Source organism: Bifidobacterium [indicum] DSM 20214 = LMG 11587 (genome assembly GCF_000706765.1).
In the GTDB taxonomy this organism is placed as follows: Bacteria; Actinomycetota; Actinomycetes; order Actinomycetales; family Bifidobacteriaceae; genus Bombiscardovia; species Bombiscardovia coryneformis.
Genome location: NZ_CP006018.1, coordinates 71,033 through 94,423 on the forward strand (window position 1 = coordinate 71,033; position 23,391 = coordinate 94,423).

General features: G+C 61.6%; 17 protein-coding genes and 2 pseudogenes. 6 read left to right on the top strand and 13 right to left on the bottom strand.

Annotated elements, in window-relative coordinates:
- The first annotated feature begins 20 nt into the window (after positions 1 to 20).
- On the top strand, positions 21 to 1,658 hold the full coding sequence (locus tag BINDI_RS07595; protein ID WP_052109070.1) for a glycoside hydrolase family 36 protein: 1,638 nt from the start codon (positions 21 to 23) through the stop codon (positions 1,656 to 1,658).
- 79 nt (positions 1,659 to 1,737) lie between these two features.
- On the opposite strand, the pseudogene BINDI_RS07800 reads toward BINDI_RS07595, so the two are convergent.
- Positions 1,738 to 2,042: pseudogene (locus BINDI_RS07800) on the bottom strand (hypothetical protein); the annotation flags it as partial.
- 526 nt (positions 2,043 to 2,568) lie between these two features.
- Positions 2,569 to 5,328 carry a phosphoenolpyruvate carboxylase gene (locus tag BINDI_RS00245; RefSeq protein WP_033491489.1) on the bottom strand — a complete coding sequence of 920 codons (2,760 nt, stop codon included), beginning with the start codon at positions 5,326 to 5,328 and terminating at the stop codon, positions 2,569 to 2,571.
- Between the two features lie 269 nt (positions 5,329 to 5,597).
- Between BINDI_RS00245 and BINDI_RS00250 the strand changes: the two genes are divergently transcribed.
- On the top strand, positions 5,598 to 7,376 hold the full coding sequence (locus BINDI_RS00250) for a threonine/serine exporter family protein (protein WP_033491509.1): 1,779 nt from the start codon (positions 5,598 to 5,600) through the stop codon (positions 7,374 to 7,376).
- A 59-nt stretch (positions 7,377 to 7,435) separates the two neighbouring features.
- On the opposite strand, the gene trpS is transcribed toward BINDI_RS00250, so the two are convergent.
- A complete protein-coding gene (gene trpS / locus BINDI_RS00255) occupies positions 7,436 to 8,527 on the bottom strand; it encodes a tryptophan--tRNA ligase (protein ID WP_033491487.1) in 1,092 nt (363 codons plus the stop codon).
- Positions 8,528 to 8,680: 153 nt separating this feature from the next.
- Here trpS and BINDI_RS07605 point away from each other — a divergent pair.
- A pseudogene (locus BINDI_RS07605) lies at positions 8,681 to 9,064 on the top strand (DUF3073 domain-containing protein); the annotation flags it as partial.
- Between the two features lie 413 nt (positions 9,065 to 9,477).
- Here the strand turns inward: BINDI_RS07605 and BINDI_RS00265 are convergent.
- Together BINDI_RS00265 and BINDI_RS00270 are read right to left on the bottom strand one after the other, a co-directional pair.
- On the bottom strand, positions 9,478 to 9,906 hold the full coding sequence (locus BINDI_RS00265) for a sterol carrier family protein (protein WP_033491486.1): 429 nt from the start codon (positions 9,904 to 9,906) through the stop codon (positions 9,478 to 9,480).
- Between the two features lie 226 nt (positions 9,907 to 10,132).
- Positions 10,133 to 10,360: a hypothetical protein gene (locus BINDI_RS00270; protein WP_033491484.1), complete on the bottom strand. Its 228-nt coding sequence runs from the start codon at positions 10,358 to 10,360 to the stop codon at positions 10,133 to 10,135.
- A gap of 153 nt (positions 10,361 to 10,513) precedes the next feature.
- Between BINDI_RS00270 and BINDI_RS00275 the strand changes: the two genes are divergently transcribed.
- Complete coding sequence (locus tag BINDI_RS00275) at positions 10,514 to 11,287, top strand: rhomboid family intramembrane serine protease (RefSeq protein WP_033491483.1); 774 nt, start codon at positions 10,514 to 10,516, stop codon at positions 11,285 to 11,287.
- Positions 11,288 to 11,597: 310 nt separating this feature from the next.
- Here BINDI_RS00275 and crgA read toward each other — a convergent pair whose 3' ends face one another.
- Entirely contained in the window at positions 11,598 to 12,134 is a 537-nt protein-coding gene (gene crgA / locus BINDI_RS00280; RefSeq protein ID WP_237742948.1) for a cell division protein CrgA, read from the bottom strand.
- Positions 12,135 to 12,222: 88 nt separating this feature from the next.
- Between crgA and BINDI_RS00285 the strand changes: the two genes are divergently transcribed.
- Entirely contained in the window at positions 12,223 to 12,975 is a 753-nt protein-coding gene (locus BINDI_RS00285; protein ID WP_033491481.1) for a DUF881 domain-containing protein, read from the top strand.
- Complete coding sequence (locus tag BINDI_RS00290; RefSeq protein WP_081830718.1) at positions 12,972 to 14,102, top strand: class E sortase; 1,131 nt, start codon at positions 12,972 to 12,974, stop codon at positions 14,100 to 14,102. The genes BINDI_RS00285 and BINDI_RS00290 overlap by 4 nt, the downstream gene beginning before the upstream one ends.
- 134 nt (positions 14,103 to 14,236) lie before the next feature.
- Here the strand turns inward: BINDI_RS00290 and pknB are convergent, their stop codons facing one another.
- Genes pknB through BINDI_RS00325 form a run of 7 tightly spaced genes read right to left on the bottom strand, consistent with a single transcriptional unit; the run spans position 14,237 to position 23,123 of the window.
- The gene (gene pknB, locus BINDI_RS00295; RefSeq protein ID WP_033491480.1) at positions 14,237 to 16,381 is read right to left on the bottom strand and encodes a Stk1 family PASTA domain-containing Ser/Thr kinase; all 2,145 of its coding nucleotides are present in this window, start codon (positions 16,379 to 16,381) and stop codon (positions 14,237 to 14,239) included.
- Complete coding sequence (locus BINDI_RS00300; protein ID WP_033491478.1) at positions 16,378 to 17,367, bottom strand: serine/threonine-protein kinase; 990 nt, start codon at positions 17,365 to 17,367, stop codon at positions 16,378 to 16,380. The genes pknB and BINDI_RS00300 overlap by 4 nt, the downstream gene beginning before the upstream one ends.
- Positions 17,364 to 18,827, bottom strand: a complete 1,464-nt coding sequence (locus BINDI_RS00305; protein ID WP_033491477.1) for a peptidoglycan D,D-transpeptidase FtsI family protein — start codon at positions 18,825 to 18,827, stop codon at positions 17,364 to 17,366. The genes BINDI_RS00300 and BINDI_RS00305 overlap by 4 nt, the downstream gene beginning before the upstream one ends.
- Positions 18,824 to 20,323: an FtsW/RodA/SpoVE family cell cycle protein gene (locus tag BINDI_RS00310; RefSeq protein ID WP_081830719.1), complete on the bottom strand. Its 1,500-nt coding sequence runs from the start codon at positions 20,321 to 20,323 to the stop codon at positions 18,824 to 18,826. Before BINDI_RS00310 ends, BINDI_RS00305 begins: the two co-directional genes overlap by 4 nt.
- Positions 20,320 to 21,867, bottom strand: a complete 1,548-nt coding sequence (locus tag BINDI_RS00315; RefSeq protein ID WP_033491476.1) for a PP2C family protein-serine/threonine phosphatase — start codon at positions 21,865 to 21,867, stop codon at positions 20,320 to 20,322. Before BINDI_RS00315 ends, BINDI_RS00310 begins: the two co-directional genes overlap by 4 nt.
- A gap of 5 nt (positions 21,868 to 21,872) precedes the next feature.
- Entirely contained in the window at positions 21,873 to 22,382 is a 510-nt protein-coding gene (locus BINDI_RS00320; RefSeq protein WP_148302005.1) for an FHA domain-containing protein FhaB/FipA, read from the bottom strand.
- A gap of 36 nt (positions 22,383 to 22,418) precedes the next feature.
- Entirely contained in the window at positions 22,419 to 23,123 is a 705-nt protein-coding gene (locus tag BINDI_RS00325) for an FHA domain-containing protein (protein WP_033491473.1), read from the bottom strand.
- Positions 23,124 to 23,391 lie beyond the last annotated feature (268 nt).

The window sequence follows — 23,391 nt, forward strand, 5'->3', positions numbered from 1 at the left end:
GGATGAAGGAGCACAGAATCATGAACCCAACCAGTCTTAGCCTGGGAGAGCCGGACTGGATCACGCTGACCACCGATGCCGACAGGGAGACGATGTCCGCAGGCAGACCCTTCAGCACAGCCCCCGATGTGAGGGTCAGTCTCAAGGGCGAGTCTGCTTTGAAGGTCAGCCTGACCGCCGGCTCCACCCCCATCCGCTCCCTGGCCCTGCGCTGGACCAGGCCCATGCCCTCCGACGACCTCTACCTGGGCGACGCCTGGGAGCGTGGCTACGGCCGAATGGGTTTCCAGACCATGCGTGCCAACCGGTTCATGCCCTGGTACTTCCTGGCGGTGGGTCAGGAGCAAGCCGAGGGGTACGGGGTGGCCACCGGCGCTAACGCCTTCTGCTTCTGGCAGGTCGATACGGCCGGCATCACCCTCTTCCTGGACCTGCGCAACGGCGGCAGTGGCCTGGTGCTGGACGGCCGGGAGCTTGAAGCTGCCACCATAATCTGCCTGCAATATCCGCTCCAGGAGCGGGCTGGCGGCCCAGTCTTTGCTGTGGGCAGTGACTTCTGCTCCCGGATCAGCCGGAACGGTCTTATGCCCCCTGAGCCGGTCTATGGGAGCAACAACTGGTACTACGCCTACGGGGACTCCAGCCGTTCCCGGATCCTTGCCGATGCTGAGTATCTGGCCTCCCTGACCCGGGGCAACGCCCACCGTCCCACCATGGTCGTGGACGATGGCTGGCAGGACCACCACCGGCTTGAGGACTACAACGGCGGCCCCTGGCGGCGTGGCAATGAGAAGTTCGGCGACATGGGCACCCTGGCCGACCAGATCAAGGCCAAGGGCATCAAACCCGGCATCTGGTACCGTCCGCTCCTCAATGAGGACGAGACCATTGCCGACCAGTGGAGGCTCCCGCATAACGGATGCTTGGACCCCTCGAACCCGCAGGCCCTGGACTACATCCGCCAGGACATCGTCCATATGGGGGAGTGGGGCTACCAGCTGGTCAAGCATGATTTCAGCACCTTCGACCTGCTGGGCAGGTGGGGATTCCAGATGAATCCCTGGCCCAGCCTGGACGGCTGGCACTTCTACGACCAGAGCCTGACCAGCGCCCAGGTGGTCAAGCAGCTCTACCGGGCCATCTTCGAGCAGGCTTCTACGACCGGAATGCTGGTCCAGGGGTGCAACGTGGTCGGCCACCTGGGTGTCGGCTTCATGCAGATCAACCGGACCGGTGACGACACCAGCGGTCTGCAGTGGGATCGGACGAGGCAGATCGGGGTCAATACCTTGGCCTTCCGCCTTCCTCAGAACGGGAGCTTCTACGCCACCGATGCCGACTGCGTGGGCATATCCGACTCAATCGACTGGAAGCTCAACCGTCAATGGATGGACCTCTTGGCGCGGACAGGAACCCCGCTCTTCTTCTCGGCCTACCCCGGTAGCCTGACCTCAGACCAAGAAGGCCAGCTCAGGCAGGCATTGGCCCTGGCTTCAACAGGTGGTGCCCATGCCGTTCCCTCGGACTGGCTGGTCAACGACTGCCCTGAGATCTGGACCGGCGACGGTGGCGCCCGCCGATACTCGTGGTATCAGCCGGCTGGTCTGGAGTTCACGGACATGCCCGAGCGCTACGACGGGTACCTTTCCGTCATTTAGAAGCAGATGGCGGCCATGCTCGGTTGGGATGGGCACAACCGCCGGTTCGCCGGATTGCAGTGATGGGACCCGGCCTGTCTTACTCGTGCGAAGCGTGAAGCAGTTGCTCCTGTGGCGGTGGGATGCCAGCATTCCGCCCATGCCGGTCATACCGGTGGCCAAGGCGAGCAGGATGCCCTTGTCGGGGTTTATTCTCCACGCTTTGTTTGGGTCTTGGTGTGTCCATTTGGCGGTGAGGGTGAGGTTGTCTGTGACGGGGTTGCTGAAATCGCAGGCGACCTGTCCGATGAACCATCCGTCGGAAAGATAGCCTTTACGCACTGGATCGGGCGAAGGTCGCTTCGCCCTGCCATACGGGTAGGAGACCTGCTGTGGGTCCGGTGTCGGGCTCCTCCGCCAATCGTGAAGTTGACTGTGTGACTGGCTTCTGGTGAAGGGCTGGCCGTCTTGTTTGCCGGTGATCCGGCTGGCTTTCAGATTTTCCGGCAGGCTGACGGCTGCAAATCTGGTCGTGCTATCGGCCAGGTATCGGGCCTATCCGTCCCCGTCCAGTAGGAGGAATCCTCTGCCGAGGACTTGGGTTTGGACGGTGTGCGTGCCCTGGCTGTATTGCCGGGAAGTGTGCCGGGGTCTGCTCGGCTACGCGGGGAGTCTGCCCCCCCCCCCACCCGGACACAGCCACTTCGAATATCTCCAGAACCGTGCCGATGGCCCATGCTTACAACGCTCTATCCGTCAGGAAGCGACTCTTCAAGCTACATCGAAAACGAGCTAACTCACCGATACTCATCATGTTATCTGGAAAACAAGAACATGCGACTCATCTCAAGGAGCATATGAATGCAATGAGGCCCCACCTCCTCCTATTTGCGGGAGAACGGGGCCTCCTGTTTAAACCGTCAAGCGGCGATCAGCCAGTGTTCTGGAGGCCAGCGGCGACTCCCGAAACGGTGCAGAGAATCAGGTAGATGAAGTCCGCCTGCTGGCTCTTGCTGAGCTCCTCCTTGTCGTTGCGCCGCCGCAGGGTTCGCAGGGCGCGTACCTGGGTGACCGATAGGGCATCCACATAGGGAGAGCGGATACGGATAGCCTGGCCCAGCACGTGGCGATGCTGTAGGGGCCACTCGTCGCCGACGATTTGCAGGACCCACTTGCGGGTCAGCTCCATCTCCGAAAGGACTTTCTGACTCAGGTCATCACGATCGCCCAGGGACAGGTACATCTTGGCGATGCGCTCGTCGGTCTTGGCCAGGCTCATTTCGATGTTGTCGATGAAGGTGCTGAAGAGGGGCCATTCCTCGTAGGCCTGGCGCAGGGTATCCAGGTCGTTGAACTCCTCGCAGGCCGTTCCCAGGCCGTACCAGGCGGCCAGGTTGATGCGGGCCTGTGCCCAGGAGAAGACCCAGGGTATGGTCCGCAAATCATCCAGGGACTTGGCTCCCAGACCACGCTTGGCGGGGCGGGAACCAATGGGGAGGAGGCCGATTTCGTTCAGAGGCGTCACGATGGAGAACCAGGGAGCGAAGTCGGGGGTGTGGAGGAGGTCCAGGAAGCGCCGGTGGGCGGAATCGTCCAGCTTGGCGGCCATGTCAGAGTACTTCTCCGTCATGGTCGTATTGCGCTCTTCGACGCTAGGGGCCGACTGGAGCAGGGTGGCTGCGGCAACGGACTCGATGTGGCGGATGGCCAGAACCGGGTTGCCGTAGCGGGCGAAAATCACCTCGCCCTGCTCGGTGAGCTTGAAGCGGCAGTTCACGGAACCCACCGGCTGGGCCAGGACGGCCCTGTTGGCCGGGCCGCCGCCACGGCCCACGGCACCGCCGCGGCCGTGGAAGAGGGTCACGTCGATGTCATGGCTCTCGGCCCACTTGGCGATACGCTCCTGAGCGGAGTGCAGGGCCAGGGTGGCCGATACGGGTCCGGCATCCTTGGAGGAGTCGGAGTACCCCAGCATGACCTCCATCTTGTTGCCGGTTTTCTTGAGACGGGCCTGGACCTCGGGAATCTTGATGATCTCCTCCAGCACGTCCACCGAGTTCTGCAGATCCTCCAGCTGCTCGAACAGGGGGATCACGTCGATGACGGGAACGTCCTCGGCATGCTCAAAGGCCAGGCGGTTCAGTTCATAGACGTCCTTGACGTTCTGGGCCGACTTGGTGAAGGAGATGATGTAGCGGCGGGCCGCCTTCTGCCCGTTGCGCTTCTGAATGGCACCCAGGGCACGGAAGGTGTCGAGCACCTCGTGGGTCATGGGCTGCAATTCTCCCCGCTCGCCGTGCAGGCCGTGCTCGCGGATGTCCTCCAGGGCGCGGGCGTGGACCAGTGAGTGCTGACGGAACTCCATCTCGACCATGTGGAAACCGAAGGTCTGGGCCTGCCATATCAGGTCCTGGAGGGGGCCGTAGGCCTGGCGGACGGCCCCGGCTGCGGCCAGAGAGTCCTGAACAATCTTCAGGTCGGCGATGAAATCGTCGCAGCTGCGGTACATCAGGTCGGCGTCACGCTTGATGGTGGCGGTGAGCCTGTCGGCGATGACCAGGACCACGGCCCGGTGCAACTCCCTGTGGGAGACGACCTCGGCGCGGTCGGTCAGGCGCTCGCTCATTTCCTTCTGGTGGCTCCACAGGCTTCGCAGTTCGCTGCTGGGCGGGGTGGTGGTCGCCTCCATAGTCATGTTGCGGCCGACGGTGGAGGTTGCCTCCTGGAGGGCCTTGAGCACGTGGTCGGAGAACTTGCGGGCCACCTTGCGCGAGACCTTGGCGGTGACGTTCGGATTACCGTCCCTGTCGGAGCCTATCCAGCTGCCGGGGTGGAAGAAGGCGGGGCAGACGGGCTTGACCGTACCGGCCTTCTTGCCCAGCATCCAGTCGTCGAACCTGCGGTAGACCCTGGGGATGGTCTGGAAGAGGGTGGCATCGAAGATGTCGAGGATGGTGTTGGATTCCTCCACGGGCGTCGGCTTCTTGGTCGCGATGGGGGAGGTGCGGAAGAGGGCGTCGATCTCGTTGTGGAGCAGACGCTCGTTTTCCACCCGCTCGGAACCACCCAGTCCACGGCGAACGGCCAGCAGGTTGGCGATGCGGCGTATCTTGCCCTCGACGGCCTTGCGTCGCGCCTCGGTGGGATGGGCGGTGAATACCGGGTGGAACTCCAGTTTTTCCAGCAGTTCCGAGGCCTTGGCCGGACCCATCTCCTGAAGGAGTTGGCTGTAGGCGCTGGTCATTTCGTTGATGGGGTCGGTGCCCTTGACACCCAGGTCGATCTTTCCTTCGCGCTCATGCAGGACGCGCACCCGGTAGTTCTCCTCGCAGAGGTTGGCCAGGTGGAAGTATGTAGTCAGAGCCCGGGCCAGGAGTTGGGAGTCCTGTATGGATGTGTCGTCAATCAGGGCGACCGCCTTGGCCAGACCGTCCTCGTCGGGGAGGGGGTCGGAGGGGTGTCTGTTGAAATGGTCGGCACTGGCCGCCACCACATCTTCGCGCAGCGAGTCAAACCGGTTGAGCAGTTCCTTGTCGAATTCCCCCAGAACATCCCGAAGCAGTCGCAGGCACAATGCCATATCCTCACCCAGTGATTGGGGAAGATCGCGCTCCTCCGGGCCTTTTGTGCCGGTACCGGACGCAACCAGGGTCGCATCCGCCGCCGTGATTTGCTGATTACTATCTGTCATCAGTCCTCCTTGCCGAATCTCCGGTTGCCCGGTCATCAACCATTCCGCGGCACCTCCGCGGTTATTGGTGGTTGGCGTTGCAGGCCCACAGCCTTCGAATTAGCGGCTCGCTCTTCATTCTAGGTCGCCTACGGCATATTTGTATTTCATGGTCCATCCGGCATCCGTCACGTTGTGAATGGGTGTGGCTCGCCTGACATATGGACGGGTTTCCTGCATACAGGGTGGTTTACCTGGTCATGACCGGCCTGCGTGACGTGGGAGGGAGTATGAATGAAAGGGTGAAAACCAAGAGCAGCGGATTGCCGCATCACGATCCCCGCCGTACGGAAGCGGGTGCCAGGAGGGTCAGCAAGTACCATACCCATTCCATTCCCCTGGATATGGAAGACATCGAGCGGGACTATGACAAGCCGATCCTCGATGCCTGCATAGCGGCCAAGACCAGCCTCATAGTACGGGTGGGGATGCTGGAACTGGGGGCAGGCACCGGGAGCTTCCGTGTGCGCCAGATGATGCACCGAATCGCCTATCCGATGGGGGTCCATGTCCGGGCCGACGTGAACCTGACCGACATTGAAGCCTCCTGTACCGATGGGGTTTCGCGGATTACCGAGGTGGTCGACCTTCCCACCACCGGTGTCAATACGGAGCGAATCTGGCTCCTGGAGCACTTTGCCGACTGGCTCAGCGTCAACTGTGGGCAGAGTAGCACGTACCATGCCATGCCTTCGGTTTCCGAGGAGCTGGTCGATAATCTGGATGATCCCCACGTGTATGCGGTTGCCCGCAAGGCCTTGAAGGATCTGCTGGCCCACGATGCCGCAGCGGTTGAGGCCCTGAAGGAGACCACTGCGGAGGCGGTGGAGAACCTGGACCAGATTGAGCAGAGCCGGGTTGAGGCGGCGCAGATGGACACGATGACGGCCGTTGGTCTGGGTGCCGTCGGAAATCAGTCGGCCTCCAGCCTTGATGGGGGCGACGGGGCGGCTGAGATTGCCGCCGAACATATAGAGCGGGAGGAATCCTCCGGTGTGGAACCCGTCGCCGCCGATAGAGGCATTACGGTCCGTCAGGCCCATGAACGCCTGAATCTGATTGAGCGCAGAAAGCCCCTCTACTCTCCGATCTTCTCCGGCTTCGCTGCGGCGGTGGCCTGCGCCGCATTCGTCTTTCTTCTTGGCGGTGGCCCATATGACATGGCGGGCGCCTTTGTCGGCGCGGGCATCGGTCAGTGGTTCCGCCGGCAGATGCTGGACCGTAGAATCAACCAGTTCTTTGCCACCGGAGCCTCGGTGATCATCGCCGCCCTGGCCTGCATCGGCACCCTACGTCTGGTCGGGTTCTTCGACCCGGTGGCCCTGAGGCACGACACCGCATACATTGGTGCCATCCTCTATGTGATTCCGGGCTTCCCCCTGGTCACCGGTGGCCTGGATATCGCCAAACTGGATTTTCCCTCGGGGATACAGCGCATCACCTACGCCTTTTCGATTATCCTGGTCGCCACCCTGGGTGGCTGGGCCGTTGCCAGGATGGTCATGCTCAACCCGCAGGGCTTCGAGCCCATGGTTCTCAACGCCTGGGTCCTTGCCGGTCTGCGTATGGTTGCGGCCTTCTGCGGGGTATGGGGGTTCTCGGTCCTTTTCAATTCTCCCCAGCGCATGGCCCTGGTTGCGGCCACCATCGGGGCCCTGACCGATACGATGCGTCTGGAGATGCAGGATCTGCTTAATGTCCCGCCGGAGATGGGCGCTTTCCTCGGGGCCTTCGTGGCCGGCATCCTGGCCACGGTCTGGCGGTCATCGGTCCGCCATGGATACCTGCCGCCGGACCTGGGGTATCCACGTATCAGCTTGACCGTCCCCTCCATCGTCATCATGGTGCCCGGGCTTTACATGTACCGGGCCATGTTCTACCTGGGGCAGTTCAATACACTGGAGGCGCTGGACTGGGCCTTCCGGGCCTTCATGGTCATCATCTGCCTGCCCATCGGACTGGTGGTGGCCAGGGTCATCACCGATAAGTCCTGGCGTTACGACGTATGAAAACAGGCCTGCGGAGCGACTTGTCGGCTCCGCAGGCCTGTTGCCTGGAGGCTTGGTTTTCAGTACCGCATTCCCATGGCCGAGCGGACCTGGTCCAGGGTCTCCTCGGCGATTTGCTCGGCCTTCCTGTTGCCCTCGTCCAGCACGTCGTGGATGTAATCCATGTCCTTGGACAGCTCGGCCCTGCGCTCGCGGTGGGGGGCGAGGAAGGTGTTGACCGACTCGGTCACATAGGCCTTGAGGGCGCCTGCACCGGAATCACCGATTTCCTCGGCGATTTCCCTGGGGTCGCGTCCGGTTACCAGTCCGGCAGTGGTCAGGAGGGCCGAGACCTGGGGACGGTTGACCGGGTCGAAGGTGATCCTGCGCTCGGAATCCGTGGGGGACTTTTTGATCAGCTTGGCGGTCTCCTCGGCGGTGGCTCCCAGCATGATGGAGTTTCCGTACGATTTGCTCATTTTCCGTCCGTCCAGGCCCGGAATCTCGGGGGAGTCGGAGAGGATGGCCGCCGGCTCCGGGAAGACGGTGTTCCCACCGGCGTAGCGCTCGTTGAAACGGCGGGCGATGGTCCTGGTCAGCTCCACGTGGGGGAGGTTGTCCTTCCCGATCGGGACCACGTTGGCCTTGCAGAAGAGGATGTCGCAGGCCTGGTGGACCGGGTAGGTCAGGAGCAGTCCGGTCAGGGCGTGGCCGCTGGCCTCCATCTCGGACTTGACTGTCGGATTGCGATGCAGCTCGGCCTCCGTCACCAGGGAGAGGAAGGGGAGCATGAGCTGATTCTCGGCTGGAGTGGCCGAGTGGGTGAAGATCATGGTCTTGCCGGGGTCGATGCCGGCCGCCAGGTAGTCCAGGACGAGGTTGAGGACGTTGTCCTTCATGTGCTCGGTGGTATCGCGGTCGGTGATGACCTGATAGTCGGCGATGATGATATTGGTATGGACCCCTCGGTCCTGCATCTGGACGCGCTCGCGGATGGAGCCGAAATAGTGGCCCAGGTGGAGACGCCCCGTGGGCCTGTCTCCGGTCAGCATCGTGTACTGTCCGGGGTTCTCCTTCAGCTTGGCTAGGACCTGGTCCGACAGCTTTTTGGCGGTTTTGAAGCTCTCGCTGATCTCATTGCCTGCCGCTGTGACCTGCTCTTCGCTCTGCATGGACCCGCCCTTGTCGAAATGCCGAAATGCCGTTGGAAATTGCTTTTATCGTAAAAGTCCGAGTAGACAAGATAAGCAGGTGGTAATCTCTTATGTGATGCAAACTTACAATCACTGTGCCTAACGTGCACGTTACCTGGCGAAGGGGGTCGGATGGGCCGCGGACGTCAGAAGGCTAAGCAGACGAAAATAGCCCGTAAGCTCAAGTATCTGACAACTGATACGGATTACGACGAGCTGGCCAAGGAACTAAGTGGCAAGGAGCCCGGTGAGGGGCCTGCCGATCCCTTTACGGTGGTCGAGGCCGAATATAGGCATGCGGATTCAGCCGAAAAGTCCTCCGACACAGTTGGTGCTCTGCCTGATACGGCGGATGCGGCATCAGCCCCTGCAGACGATGATCTGGACGATTATGCGCGCTGGGCTGCCGAGGCCGCGGCCAAGGCCACATCCGGTGAGATGCCGGTGACGCCCAAGCCCCGCAAGCGTATCCCCATTCCCGTTCCCAGCATCCTGGGGCATGGTGCCCCGAAGAAGGACACGAAGGACGCAGCCGTAAAGACGGAATCCCAGAAGGCCGGCGCCAAGTCAGGCTCCAAGGCGACCAAGACAGGCAAGAGCGCCGTATCCACCAAGACCGCGGGTAGCAAGGCCTCGAGTGCCAAGGTGGCCGACAAGACATCCGCCTCCAAGACGGGTACAACCAAGGCCAAGACCAAGGCATCCGGTAAGACATCGGCCAAGAGTGCTTCCAAGGCCACGGCCGGGTCCGGCTCGGGCAGGAAATCCACGGCATCCAAGTCTTCAACCAAGGCAGGCACGAAGGCATCGGGTACGGCAAAGGCTGGTTCCAAAAAGGCCGAGTGACCTATAGGCCGGTTGCAGGGCAACCGGGTTAATCGCCTGAGGCCTTCTTGCTTTGGTGACTGTCACCTGTTTAGGTGAGTCAATCAGACCAGGGGCAGCAATTCGTGAAGGTCGTCGCGTTCGCCGACGGCGGTTATGTGTCCGACTTCTCGCTCCTCCTGCCAACTGGTTATTCCAGTGGCCAGGCGCAGCCAGACCTCCGGGTCCAGTTCGATTACATCCGGCGGGGTCAGGTTGTGGGGGTCCGAAGCCGGACCGTCCAGAATCTTGATGGCCCCCCAAGGAGCCACCCTTACCTCCACTCCTGGTCCGGGGGCCTTGATCTCCAACATATGCAGGGAGTATCGCACGGCCATGGCAGCCTGGCGTCGGGGTACTTTCGGGTCGATGGCCATTCGTGCGGCCACATCATCGGGGTCGGTCAGGCCCTGCCTGATCTCCTTGGCCATATCCCGCCAGGACAGGAAATCCCGACGACCCTCTTCCACGTCAGCTTCTCGTATGACACTCATGTTCCCATTGTGGCCCAGCTGGGAACCTGGCGTGTCACCATTCCCGCCTGGCGTGGTCCATCCCCGGGCAAAACGAGTGGGAGTCCTCGTAAGAGCATGAATATACAAAAAGAGGAGCCTGTTGCCCGCACGTCCGCAAACGAAGCACGCCGCTTCATGCTCATTGACATGAACGGGCGGTGCCTTGCGTGAACGCTGGGTCAGGCTCCCCTCCGGCCGGAACGGTTCAGGCCGTGGCGCCTTCCTGCAGGGGGGAAATGGTGTCCGTGGACTCCTCACCCTCATCCTTGGTCAGGCCCAGGTCAACCGGCGATGAGCTGTTCTCCCAGGGCTCCTCCCAGGGATCATAATCCGGGTTCTGCTGCTTGTATATGAACAGAGCGACAACGCCAGCCAGCAGCGTGCCGAAGAGCAGAGCAAAGAACTTCCAGCCGTTTGAAGATTTGTTCTCCATGTTTGGCTCCTTTCGACGACGATATGCCGGCCTTGCCCGTTATGGCCGACTCCCTTTCCATCCTAGTGGATGGAAGCGAACGGGTGCGACGACGGGCCGATTGAAGCACGGAAAAGGCACACAGGGCCCAAGGTGCCGGGGTAGAGTGGGCACATGCTCAACGGCAAGTACACCAATCCGGGAGGTTCGGGCAGGGGGTCGGGTGGGCCCCTGGCCTACATGCGCAGGCGGTGGGGGAGCGACCTTCCCCTGGCGACGGTGGGGATTACCCTGATTTGCATTCTGGTCTGGCTGGTTCAGATGATTGCCTACCTGCTCCGACCGCAGGATTATCTGACCGTCCTGGTCAACCGATTGGCTTTCGCCCCGGCCCTGGCCCTGCGGAACCCGTGGATGTTCGTCACCTCCATGTTCATGCACTCGACCAATGTGACCCACATCCTCTTCAACATGATCACCCTCTGGGTGGTGGGACCGGTATTGGAGCGCTTTCTGGGAAGGTGGCGCTTCCTGGTGCTCTACCTCTTGAGCGGACTTGGCGGCGATCTGGGCTTGATGGTCTATGCCGCACTGGTTCCGAGCGGATGGAGCACGTCGGCCATCGGTGCCTCGGGGGCCCTCTTCGGGCTCTTCGGCGCCATTCTGGTGATTTACCGCCGTATGGGAATGGACATTCGATCCATGGTGATCTGGATGGTCCTCAACTTCTGCATGCCCCTCATCGTGCCGGGAATCGCCTGGCAGGACCATGTAGGCGGATTCCTGGCAGGTCTCCTCTATATGGTCGCCTTGGACCGCATCGCGGGACGGGCCAGGACCGCAAGGTCCTTTACCGTGCGGTGGATTGGCATCGCGATTGTCTTCCTGTGGGTTATTGCCGCTCTGGCCTTCCTCTGCAATATGACCAACCCCATCCCCTTCATGTAAGGAGCGCCGGCGGCAAATTACACACGTGTAATCTATCCACAACTGTTGATAAAAGTGTGGATAAGTTGCGCATAAGTCCCTGATTCTGGTGCATATGCTGGGTAAAAGTGTGGATAAGTAACCCAAAATCGTTGCAAATAGGACGATTCTGGGTTGTGTACAAAGTGTTTGTAACTACAGGGTGAAGGGTGTGGATAAGTCAAATTCCTGAGTACGGATGTGACCACGGATAGTCTGCTGGATATGGAAAACCCCGGAAGCGCAAGTCATAGAGGCTGCGATTCCGGGGTTCTCGGGAAGATGAATCGGCTCAGTGCCACCACATGGTCATCAGGAAGCCGACCAGCAGGATGCCGAAGCCGACGGCCAGATTCCAGTTGCCGATGGTGGGAATCGGGTAGACATTGCCTCGGGTGGAGGAGATGTAGTAGACCACGATCCAGATCAGACCCAGCAACATCAGGGTGACGAAGAGGGGAACGAACCAACGGGGGTTCGCCTTGGTGCCCTTGATGGTCTCTTCCACGCGCTTGGTGTTCTCCTCCTGGCGCTGGATGATACGACGCATCTGAGGGGTCATGTGCTTCTTGTCGACGCTCTGGTTGAGAACCGCCTCGACCTTGTCCATGGACAGACCGTACTCCTCGTCATCCAGGTCGTCGTCGGAGTCCTTATCGCCTGAATCGCCGGACGCATCAACATCGGCATCTCCGGCCTTGGCCTCGGCCTCTTCCGACTTGTCTGGTGCCGACTCGGACATGGGTTCCCCGGTCTCGACGGTCTCCTCGGCCTTGACAGGCTCCTCGTCCACCGCCTCGTCTGTGTCATGGAGCTGATGCTCTGCCATGAGAATATTCTCCTTCATTCGGTCTACTAAGACATAGTAGCGGTTAGACTCGAACGTAATACTATCGCAGACGGGAATGAGGGGCGCAATGGTCAGGAGGACGGGCAAGCACGGTGCTCGCAAGTCCCTGGTGGGTACGGTGGCTGTGGCTGTGGTCCTGGCTCTTGTCGGGTACATGCTGACTGTGAATATCAGGGTCAACAGGACCGTGACCGTCACATCGGATACGGCCGGCCTGGTGGAGGAACGTGAGAGCAAGGCCTCCGGTCTGCGCCAGGACATCAATTCCATGAGCTCCCAGATCAACGCTCTGAAAAACCTGACTGACGACAAGGACGGATCCGACTCCAGGGAGGATGCCGGGGCGGGAACGGTCCTCAAGGCCGTCCAGGGACCTGGGTTGACGGTGACCCTGAACGATTCCCCCCTCTGGCAGCAAAAGGTGGGGCAGGACGGATCCTCAGCCAATATCAACGACTATGTGATTCACCAGCAGGACGTGGAGAGTGTGGTCAACGCCCTCTGGGCCGGCGGGGCCGAGTCCATGCAGATTCAGGACCAGAGGGTCCTGCCCACTTCGGCTGTGCGCTGCGTGGGCAATGTGCTCCTCCTGCATGGAAGAAAGTACTCGCCGCCATATAAAATCGCTGCCATAGGTCCGACTGATCGCATGAACAAGGCCTTGGATGATTCGCCGTCAGTCAAGGTCTATAAGGAGTATGTGAATACGCTGGGCCTGGGGTGGAAGGTGGAGAACTCCGATAACCTCCGCTTCGCCGAGGCCACCGCGGTGCTCCAGCCCCTCCAATACGCATCAGTGGACGAGAAAGCGCAAGAATGACATCAGAAGAGCCGGGAAACGACTACGCCCCCGATTCGAGGAATGAGGCCGGGGGAAACCCCAAAAAAGGCCCCAGCAAATTGGTTTCCGTGGCAGAGGTTCTGGGAGAGCTGCTTATAACCCTGGCTGTTTTCTGCGCGCTCTATGTTGTCTGGCAACTCTGGTGGACGGGCGTACAGTCGGAGCACCGGCAGTTGGAGGCCCGTGAGGCCTCCTCCTGGAGCAAACCCGCCTCCGGTGATACCGAGCGCGTGGCCGAGCCCCAGCACGGTAATCCCCCGGTCGAACCGGAATCGGCCGCTGATGGCGAATTGATGGCCCAGCTCTACATTCCTCGCTTCGGCGAGCATTGGGAGCGCAATGTCGTTCAGGGCACCTCGCCCTCCCAGCTGGCCTATGCCGGCATCGGGCATTACCCCACCTCGCAGATGCCTGGTGAACTGGGCAATGTAGCTCTTGCCGGCCACCGCGCCGGATACGGTGAACCCCTGGCCCATGTTGACGAGTTCAAGCCCGGCGATGCCATCGTGCTCCGGACCAAGAACTACTGGTACGTGTACCGCTACACCTCTTACAAGATCGTCCTGCCTGACCAGGTCGATGTGATTGCGCCCAATCCCGAGCGGCCGGACGATCCTGCCACCAAGCGGATGATTACCCTGACCACCTGCGAGCCCAAGTACTCCACGGCCACCCATCGTTGGGTCAGCTGGGGTGAGCTCGACTACTGGGCCAAGGTCTCCGATGGTGTGCCCAGGGAGTTGATGGGGGATCAGGGGACCGATGTGCTCTTCGCCGACAAGGCCTCGACACCCCTGGTCAGGGTCGGTTCTCTCCAGACAACGATTCTGGTGCTGATTGCCGCCTACCTGGTCATCTACCTGGCCGCCCTGCTGGCCTGGCGCTATCCCCTTCTACGGGAAATCAGGAACGGGACCAGGCCCCGCCCGGTGGCCAGCATCTATGGCTGGATTCTGCGTCATCAGTCCGGCACCGCACCCATTCGCTGGATACTGATGATTCTGCTCATTCTGGTCATCGCCTGTGCCCTGCTGGAGTGGGGCTTCCCCTGGCTGGCCACCAATGTGCCCTATCTCAGGCAGATGTCCAACTACTCCGCCTTCTAGAGACGCCCTGGTCGGGATTCCGGGCCTTCGACTTGCGGTCTCCTGTTCCCGACCGATATGCAAGCGGCCGTCCTGCAACTTGAATTGCAGGACGGCCGCTCGTTGTTTGGGAGACCCCGATATCTCTCCCGGGGTCAACTCTTGGTCGAGATGGTCACCGGTGGCTTGTTGTCGACCGGGGCACCCGGGGCCGGGTCGACACCGACCACCTTGGCGTTATCCGTTGTCGGCCCGTTCACGGAAACACTGGTAATGCCCAGTTCCGCGAGTTTGTGCTTGTAGCTGCCCAGGGTGTCCCCATTGTAGGAGGGGATGGCCAGACCACTGGAGGTGGTCAGGTTCACCGCGTCACTGAACTTGTCAATGACGGTTCCTGCCGACGGGTTCTGCTCTGTCACCTTGGCGTTGTCATCGTTGGGGCCGTTGACATTGATCTTCACCCCTTCGCCCAGTTCCTGCCTCGCCTGGGCCAGGGTCTTGCCGATGAGGTTGGGCATACTCATCCCGCTGGAGACGGACAGGGTAATCATGGTTCCCTGCTGGACTGATGATCCGGGGGCCGGATTGGAACTGATGACCGTGCCCTTGGCCGCCGTTTTGGAGGGTTCCTCCTGGATGGTGATGTTGAAACGTTGGCTCTGCAGGATATTGGTGGCCTCATCCTTGGACTTGCCGGTCAGGTCAGGCACCTTGGTCATGCCCGAGGAGATATAGAGCAGGACGTTGCTCCCCTTGGGTATGCTCTGCCCGCTGGCGGGGTCGGTTCTGGTCACATGGTCCTTGGGCACGTCCGTACTGTCTTCGACGGAGGCAGCGGGCGATACTTTGAAGCCCGCCTTTTCCAAGGTTCTCTTGGCGCTGTCTTGGTCCTGCCCCTTGACATCGGGGATGGCGGAATCCTTGGGTCCTGCCGAGAACCAAACGGTCACCGTGGAACCCTTGGGGACCTGGCTGCCACCCTTGGGGTTCTGCTTGGTGAAGGTGCCCTTGGGCTCGGAGGAATCGTTGTCCTCTCTCTCCTGGTACTTGAGCCCCGCGGCTGTGATCTTCTCCCTGGCCAGGACCTTGGACATCTGATTGGTGATGGTCGGCACAGTGGTGGTCTGCGTGCGGTCCTTGCTGAAGAACGCCCAGGCGCCCAGACCGATGGCCAGGACCAGGATGACCCCCAGAACGGAGCCGATGATGATCTTCTTCTTGCGCTTGGCCTTTTGGGCGGCCTTCTTGGCCTTCTGTGCGGTGGCGATGGGGGCGGCGGCTCGGGCCTCATCCTCAATCGGGCTGAAGGCCTGGGTGGCTGTCGTGGCCTCGTCCTCTGGGGGCAGAGCCGAGGTGGCGGCCTCCTGTTCGGCGTCCTTCCTGGCCTTGAGGTTCGAAAGGTCGGTCAGGGGGTTGAAGGCGGCAGCCACGGGAGTGCCGCCGTTCATGTAGGCCATGATGTCGTTCTTGAAGGCCCCTGCCGTGGCGTAGCGGTTCTGGCGGTCCTTGGCCATGGCCTTGGCGCAGATGGAGTCCCACATCCGGGGAAGGCCGGGCACGATGCTGCTGGGCGGGGTCGCCACCTCGGACACATGCTGATAGGCGATGGCCACGGCCGTATCCCCGTTGAAGGGCGGCCGTCCGGTCAGCATCTCGTAGAGCACGCAGCCGGCGGAGTAGAGGTCGGAGCGCATATCGACGCTCTCGCCCCTGGCCTGCTCGGGGCTCAGGTACTGGGCCGTGCCCACCACACCCTGGGATTGGGTCATGGTGGCTGCGGAGTCATCCAGGGCGCGGGCGATGCCGAAGTCCATGACCTTGACGATGCCCTGCTCCGAAATCATGATGTTGCCGGGCTTGATGTCGCGGTGGATGATTCCCATATGGTGGGAGTACTCCAGGGCGGCCAGGACCCCCAGCATCACCTGCTCGGCGTCACGTTGGCTCAGGGCGCCGTTTTCCTTGAGGATGGCCCTCAGGGTCTGGCCTTTCACATACTCCATGACCAGGTAGGGCACCCGCTCATGGTTGCCCTGGCTGTCGACCAGGATTTCCTCGCCTGAGTCGTATATGGAGACGATGTTGGGATTGTTGAGCTGGGCGACCGCGTGGGCCTCGCGCCTGAACCGGGACAGGAATATCTCGTCGTTGGTCAGGTCGGACCGCATGATCTTGATGGCAACGATCCTGCCGAGCCGGGTGTCCAGCGCTGTGTAGACCTCGGCCATACCGCCGCGCCCGATCAGTTGTTCGAGCTGGTAACGTCCGTTCGCCAAGGAAGGCGGCAGTGTGATGCTCATAGGGTTTCCCTTCCGTTCATCCCTTCAGGAACGTCTGCAGTCTTGTTTCCACTTTGCGTCCAGGGAAGTCTTAACAGGTTTTTCGCCATGTGCGGCTTGCTGATGATTTGCCGTGGCCGGGGTGCATCGGGGTCCATTATCTCCGTCTGGCCGATTTGCTGGTCAAGCAGGCGCTGCTCGATTTTGGCCAGGGTATGGGATACCACCAGGGCATTTGCCGGACGGTCACGTGGGTCCTTGGCCAGCATGGACATGATGAAACTGGTCAGCTGGGTGTCGATCGAATCAGGCAGGGGCGGTACGGGGTCGTTCACGTGGGCGGCCGCGATGTCCACCGGAGTGGCCCCGGTGAAGGGCCGATGCCCGCACAAGCCCTCGTAGGCGACGACACCCAGGGAATAGATGTCGGACTGGGGGGTGGCCTGGAGCCCCTGGGCCTGCTCGGGCGATATGTACTGGGCCGTGCCCACCACCATCCCATCCTGGGTGATCTGACCCTGGTTGGTGGAGTAGGAGACTCCGAAGTCGGTGATTTTGACCTCGCCCGTCTCGGAGACCATGATGTTGGCGGGTTTCACGTCCCGGTGAATCACACCATGCGAGTGGGCCACGTAAAGGCCCCGGGCCGTCTGGATCAGGATGGGCAGGAGTTCTGTCGGCTCCAGCGAACCCCGTGATCGGTAGATGTCCGCCAGGGAGTCGCTGGGGACGTACTCCATGATCAGGAAGCCGATGCCGTCGTGTTCGTAGTACTCGAAGAGGGCCGCGATGTTGGGGTGGGCCAGGTTGGCCGAGTTATGGGCCTCTGCCCGCAAGCGAAGGAGCTTGGACTCTTCGTTGGTCAGGTCGCCACGGAGGGCCTTGATGGCGACCACGCGGCCCAGCTCGATGTCATAGCCCTTCCAGACCTCTCCCATGCCACCTTGGGCCAGGCGTCGGTCGAGACGGTACCGACGATGTATGAGCTGTCCCTCTATCAGCTTCACTTGGCAGCCTCCTGCATCACGCTCTTCATGATCGGGCCGGCGATTTCCATGCCATAGGAGGAGATGCCGTGGACCACCACGGCGACGGCCACCTTGGGCTTGTCGGCCGGAGCGAATCCTATCATCCACCCGTCATTGGAGGTATTGCCCGCACCGATCTGGGCGGTGCCGGACTTGGCGGCCACCTGCATGCCGGGAATCTGCAGATCGGGATAGCTCTTGGTGGTCACTCCCTCCATCATCTGGGTCAGAGCCTGGGACGTGTCTGCCGAGAAGGTCTGAGAATAGACGGAGGGCGTGGTCTCGCTGATGACGCTCAGATCGCTGGAGCGGACCCGGTCCACCAGGGTGGGCTGCATGAGCTTGCCTCCGTTGGCCACGGCCGCCGCAATCATGGCGTCCTGGAGGGGGGTGGCAAGGGTGTCGCCCTGACCGATGGAGGCGAGAGCTATCTTGTCGGGGGTCTGCTCGCCCGGGAACCTGGAGGCCACGGCCCGCATGGGGGAACCGGAGGAGTTGGTCCCGTCCAGGGTGATTGTGGACCCGTACCCGAATTTCTTGGCCTGGTCGGCGATGGTCTTGCCACCCAGGGAAACCCCCAACTGGGAGAAGGCCGTGTTCGAGGAGTAAGCCAGGGCATCCTGCATGCTGATCTTACCGTTGACCCCGTCCCCGGCGGCCGTGGCATTGGTCATATCGTACGCGGTGCCGGGCAGGGTGTACGAAGCACCTGCCGGGATTTCGCTATCGGGACTGTACTGGCCGGATTCCAAAGCGGCTGCGGCCACGACCACCTTGAAGGTGGACCCAGGCGGATAGAGCTGCGAAGTGGCCCTGTTCAGCATGGGGTTGTCGGCGCGTCTGGCAAGTTCCTGGTAGGCCCTTGAAGCGTCGGAGCTGTCGTGCCCGGTCAGTGCGCCGGGGTCGTAGCTGGGGGTGCTGACCATGGCCAGGATTCGCCCGGTTGAGGGTTCTATGGCCACCACCGAGCCGGACATACCACCCAACATCCGGTAGGCGGTCTCCTGCATACGGGGATTTATGGAGGTCTCGATGGAGGCCCCCTTGTTCTGGGTGCCTGTGAAGAGCGACTTGGCCCGGTCCATCCAGAGACTGTCGGACTGACCACTCAGGAGGCGATCCCTGGAAGCCTCGATGCCCCGGTCGGCCGGGCTGGTGATCGAGTAGTAGCCGGTTACCGGAGCGTAGACGTTTCCGTTCATGTACTTGCGCTGGTACTGGAAGGAGTCGTCGATGGGGTCGGACATGGCCATGACGGTTCCGTCCGAGGCCAGGATGGCTCCTCGTGGCGCGGCGTACTCATGGTACAGGGCCCGCATGTTGCGCGAATCCGCGTTCAGGGAGTTGGCCCGGACCACCATGATGAGGGTGCTGGAAATACCCAGGATGACAAAGAGGACGATGACGGCATTGAAAAGCTGCCGTAAGGACTTGTTCATTCCGCCCCTCCCTTCATCTGCTGCGTCGGGGAGTTGCTGGTGTCTGTATGGGCATGACGACTTTCGTTCTCGCTGCCGGTGCTGCGTGAGGACCGGTGGCCCTTGCCTTCGATCTGCTCCTCGGCCTCATGCTGACGCAGAACGGCCAGGGCTTCGTACTGGAAGGTATCGGATGAGACTTCCGGGGCGGGCTTGTTGGCTGCGTTGGAGATGATGATCAGAAGGACGGCCAGGATGCAGTTGGCCACCAGGCTGGACCCGCCGGCCGCCATGTACGGCATGGTCAGACCGGTCAGGGGGATGACCAGAGTGATGCCGCCCACGACCGTGAAGACCTGGAAGGCCATGGTGAAGACCAGGCCGGAGGCCAGGAGTTTACCGAACCCATCCTTGATTTTCATGGCCGTTATCATTCCGGAGGCCACGATGATCAGGTAGAGGGCCAGAACAACCAGAAGGCCGGTGAGCCCAAGTTCCTCGCCGATGGAGGAGTAGATGAAGTCGGAGTTGGCCAGGGGGGTGATCCAGGGCCTGCCCTGCCCCAGTCCGGTTCCTGTCAGTCCACCTGCGGCCAATCCGAAGATGCCTCTGACCAGCTGGCCGGACCCTCCGAATTCCTTGCCGTACTCGGCGTCGCTGAAAGGATGGAGCCAGGCGTCGACCCTGGCCCCTACGTGGGCGAAGACCATGGATGCCACGACAGCCCCGACGATGAAGAAGACCGCGCCGATGGCGATCCAGCTGGTTCGCCCCGTGGCCACGTAGAGCATGGAGACGAACATGGCGAAGTACATAAGGGAGGTACCCAGGTCATGCTGGAGCACCAGGACGCCCAGGGAGATCATCCAGACGATGATGATGGGCCCCAGGTCCTTGATGCGGGGCATCCGCATGCCGAGGAACTTCTTGCCGCCAACGGCCAGCTGGTCGCGGTGGTCGAAAAGGTAGGCGGCGAAGAAGAAGGCCAGGAAGAGCTTGGCGAACTCACCGGGCTGGATGGTGTGGGAACCCACGCCCACCCAGATGCGCGCCCCACCGATTTCGCGGCCGACCACCGGCAGCATGGGGGAGAGGAGGAGTACCAGGCCCACAACCATGCTGACATACGAGAATCGCCGAAGAACCCGGTAGTCCCGCAGGGTGACCACCAGAATCCCGCAGAGGACCAGGGCCAGGCTGAGCCAGACCAACTGGGTCATGCCAACCTTGGTCGGTTCGCCGATTTTGGCATTGCGCAGGTCGATGCGCGTAATCAACGTGGTTCCCAATGAGCTTAGTATGACCACGCTGGGGAGGATGACCTGGCTCCCGTAAGGCTGGAATATCTCCAAAAGTACCCAGAGGGCGATGAAGAGAACCGCGGTGACCGCAAGCATGGCCATGAAGGGACCAGGCAGGCCCCCGTTGGTCCGGGCGAACATCTGGAAGAAACCGACGAACCCCACCAAAAGGGAGAAGAGCAACAGCGACAGGCGTCGCAGGCGTGTGGAGATCATGAGGAGTGCTGCCCATCCTCTGGATTGTCCGAAGGGGTCGGGGATGCGGAGGGCTTGATCCGGTCGCCCCCCTTGTTTCGCTCCTCGCTCAGGCTTCTGGCCTCATGCCTGATCAGGGTGGCATGCTCCTCGGCATCGGCCAGACTGGAGACCGTGATTCCCGCGTCGAGCTGATCGCGCCAGGACTGGGGCAGGTTGCTCACCTCGATGTCGGTTGACCTGACCGGGTGGGAGAGGGAGACCGCGAAGGCCTTGGTGGGCACACCCTGGTAGATGGTGACCCTGCCGTTCTCCTGACCCAGATAGTACTGTTTCTGGCTCCATCCATAGGCGCTGGCTGTTCCTCCCACCAGCCCCGCCAACACCATGGCGGCGATGGCGGCCAGTACGAGACGCATGCGGAATCGGTGGGAGCGGTCGCGCTCGCGTTGCTCCAGATGCTCCTTGTGGATGGCATCTGCCACTTCAGGGTCGTAAGGGTCATCCGTTTGCGACCCATCCTTCTTGAGAACAACCGGAATCTCGCTCGTATCGAGCACGTGGCGTTCGCCGCTTTCCTCGCGGGCGGCCGAGGGCTGGACCATGACCCCCCGGGTCTCCTCCTCGTCCGGTTCCCCGCCCTGGGTCAGGACGGCGGCCCGCTTGGCGGGGGACTCGTTGGACTCGTCGCGCAACCTTGGTGTGGCGGCCACCGGTTCGTCGAGGATGTCGGCCAGGGCTTCCAGGTTGGAGCTTGCCGCTCCACCGACCAGAGGGGTCTGGTGGGGCAGATCAAAGGCATCCGCATCCAGTGCAAGGGTGGCGTCGGCGATGACCACGGTCACGTTATCGGTGCTGCCGGCCTTCAGGGCCATGGTGACCAGCTGCTGGGCGCACTCGGCCTGGTCGGAGACCGACTCCAGAACCTCGGCGATGGTTGAATCCTCCAAAACGCCGCAGAGGCCGTCTGAGCAGAGCATCCACCGGTCGGCGGGCCGGGCCTTGCTGATGGAGATATCCGGCCTGGGGTCGATGTCGAAATCACCCAGGACCCTCATGACCACGTTGCGCTGGGGATGGCTCTTTGCCTCGGCAGGTGAGATGCGGCCCGTGTTGATCAGGTGCTGAACATAGCTGTGGTCCTGGGTCATCCGAACCAGTCGACCTTCGCGCAGGAGGTAGGCCCGGGAGTCGCCGATATGGGCCAGAACCCAGGATCCGTCGGCCAGGGCCAGGGCGGTGACCGTGGTCCCCATCCCCGAGAGCCGATGCTCCCGCTTGGCCTTGCCCACGATGGCATCATGGGCGGCAATGACTGAGGTCTCCATCATCTGGGCCAGGGACTGCACGTCCTGGTCACGGTCGTCACGCTCGATATGGGCCAGTGATCTGATGGCGATGGTCGAAGCCGTGTCGCCTCCGGCATGGCCACCCATTCCATCGCACATGGCCACCAGGCGTTCTCCGGCAAAGGCGGAGTCCTGGTTGTTGCTACGCACATAACCCACATCGGAAACGGCGGTGGAATATAGGAACAGACGTTCGGATTGGTCGGTCTTGGTCATGGCGCCTACCTCAACTCGAAGGTTGTGGCGCCGATTCGAACGGGCACTCCGGCCGGCAGGATGGTCGGCGTTGCGATGCGCTGGCTCGAAACAATGGTGCCGTTGGTCGACCCAAGGTCCTCGATGGCCCACTGGCCGCTGGCCGGGTCCTGATAGACCCGGGCATGGTGGCCGGAGACGAATTCGTCATCCAGGACGAGGGTGTTGGAAGAGGATCGACCCATGGTGATGGGCTGACCCGAGAGCGGGGTGGTGGACCCGGCCAGGGGTCCATCAATGACCACCAGGAGGGTGGGGCCGGCCTGCGGGGAATGACCGGCAGCCACCGGAGCAGCCGAACGGGTCGCCGGGGGTACCTGACGGCGTGCTGCACGTTGGCAGCGTCGGCGGTTGTGCGAAGTTCGGGGCGAGAAAGTCTCGATATCCTTGCGCAGGGACCTGATTGCCAGCCAGACAAAGACCCATAGCAGTGCCAGGAATCCATATTTGAGGATGGCGAATGTCAGTTCGGTCAGCATAATGATATCGACCTTACGTCAAGGCCTGGCTATTTACGAATCCTGCTCCTGCGAAGAAGCCCAATACAGGATGCGCGTTCGGCCAACGGTGATGGTATTGCCGTCGAGCAGGGTGGCGGCGGGAACCTGGTGCCCTTCCACGTATGTTCCGTTGGTGGAGCCCAGATCGCGGGCGACTACGCCCTTGTCGGTGATTTCAATCTGAAGATGGCGGCGTGAGATTCCCGCATCGTCAATGACGATGTCGCATGAGGATCCACGGCCGATGGTGGTCTTGGGGGCGGTCAGGAGGTACTGCCGACCATTGATCTCCAGAACGGGGCAATCCTTGGATTCGCTGGGTGTGGTGACCGGAGCCGCGTTCCCCTGGACAGACTCCGCGCTCAGGTGGAAGTCACCCTTGTTGAGGTTCAGATCCTCTTCGAAGATGACCACGACCGGGCCGACAAAAGCGTAATGCTGGCTTTCGGCGTACTTGGTGAGGTTATCGGCCAGCTCGTTGGCCAGGGCCTCGGATCCCCACTGTTCGATCCGGTCGAAGTCCGGGGTCGAGAGTCGGAACCGGTACTCATTGGGTGCCACCGTGCGGTCACGACCGACGGGCATGGCCTGTGAGTCTATCTCGCGCTCGAGGGCGCTTGACAGGTCGACAGGCTGAAGATCCTTGGAGCCAAACTTCGAGAAGACGCCGTTGACGGCCCCCTCCACGCTCTTCTCGAAACGGTCGAGAACGCTCATAGTTAACCCTTTCTATATAACTCCTTTATAGTACGTGACCGTGGGCGGGGCAGCAGATGTGCCCGCGGATACTTGCAAATTCTTCAATGAAACCAGCCGAGACCGGTCTTTGAAAAGGTCGGTATTGCAAGGGTTCATGCGGATTCCGGGGCGGATATCCGGGCGGGGGTGGCCGTGGTGGTGCTGATATCGAGATTCCCCTTTGGGGAAGTGGACGCCTATCATCAGACCAGATGCATGGCCCGATGGGAGGACCGTGCAAGACATC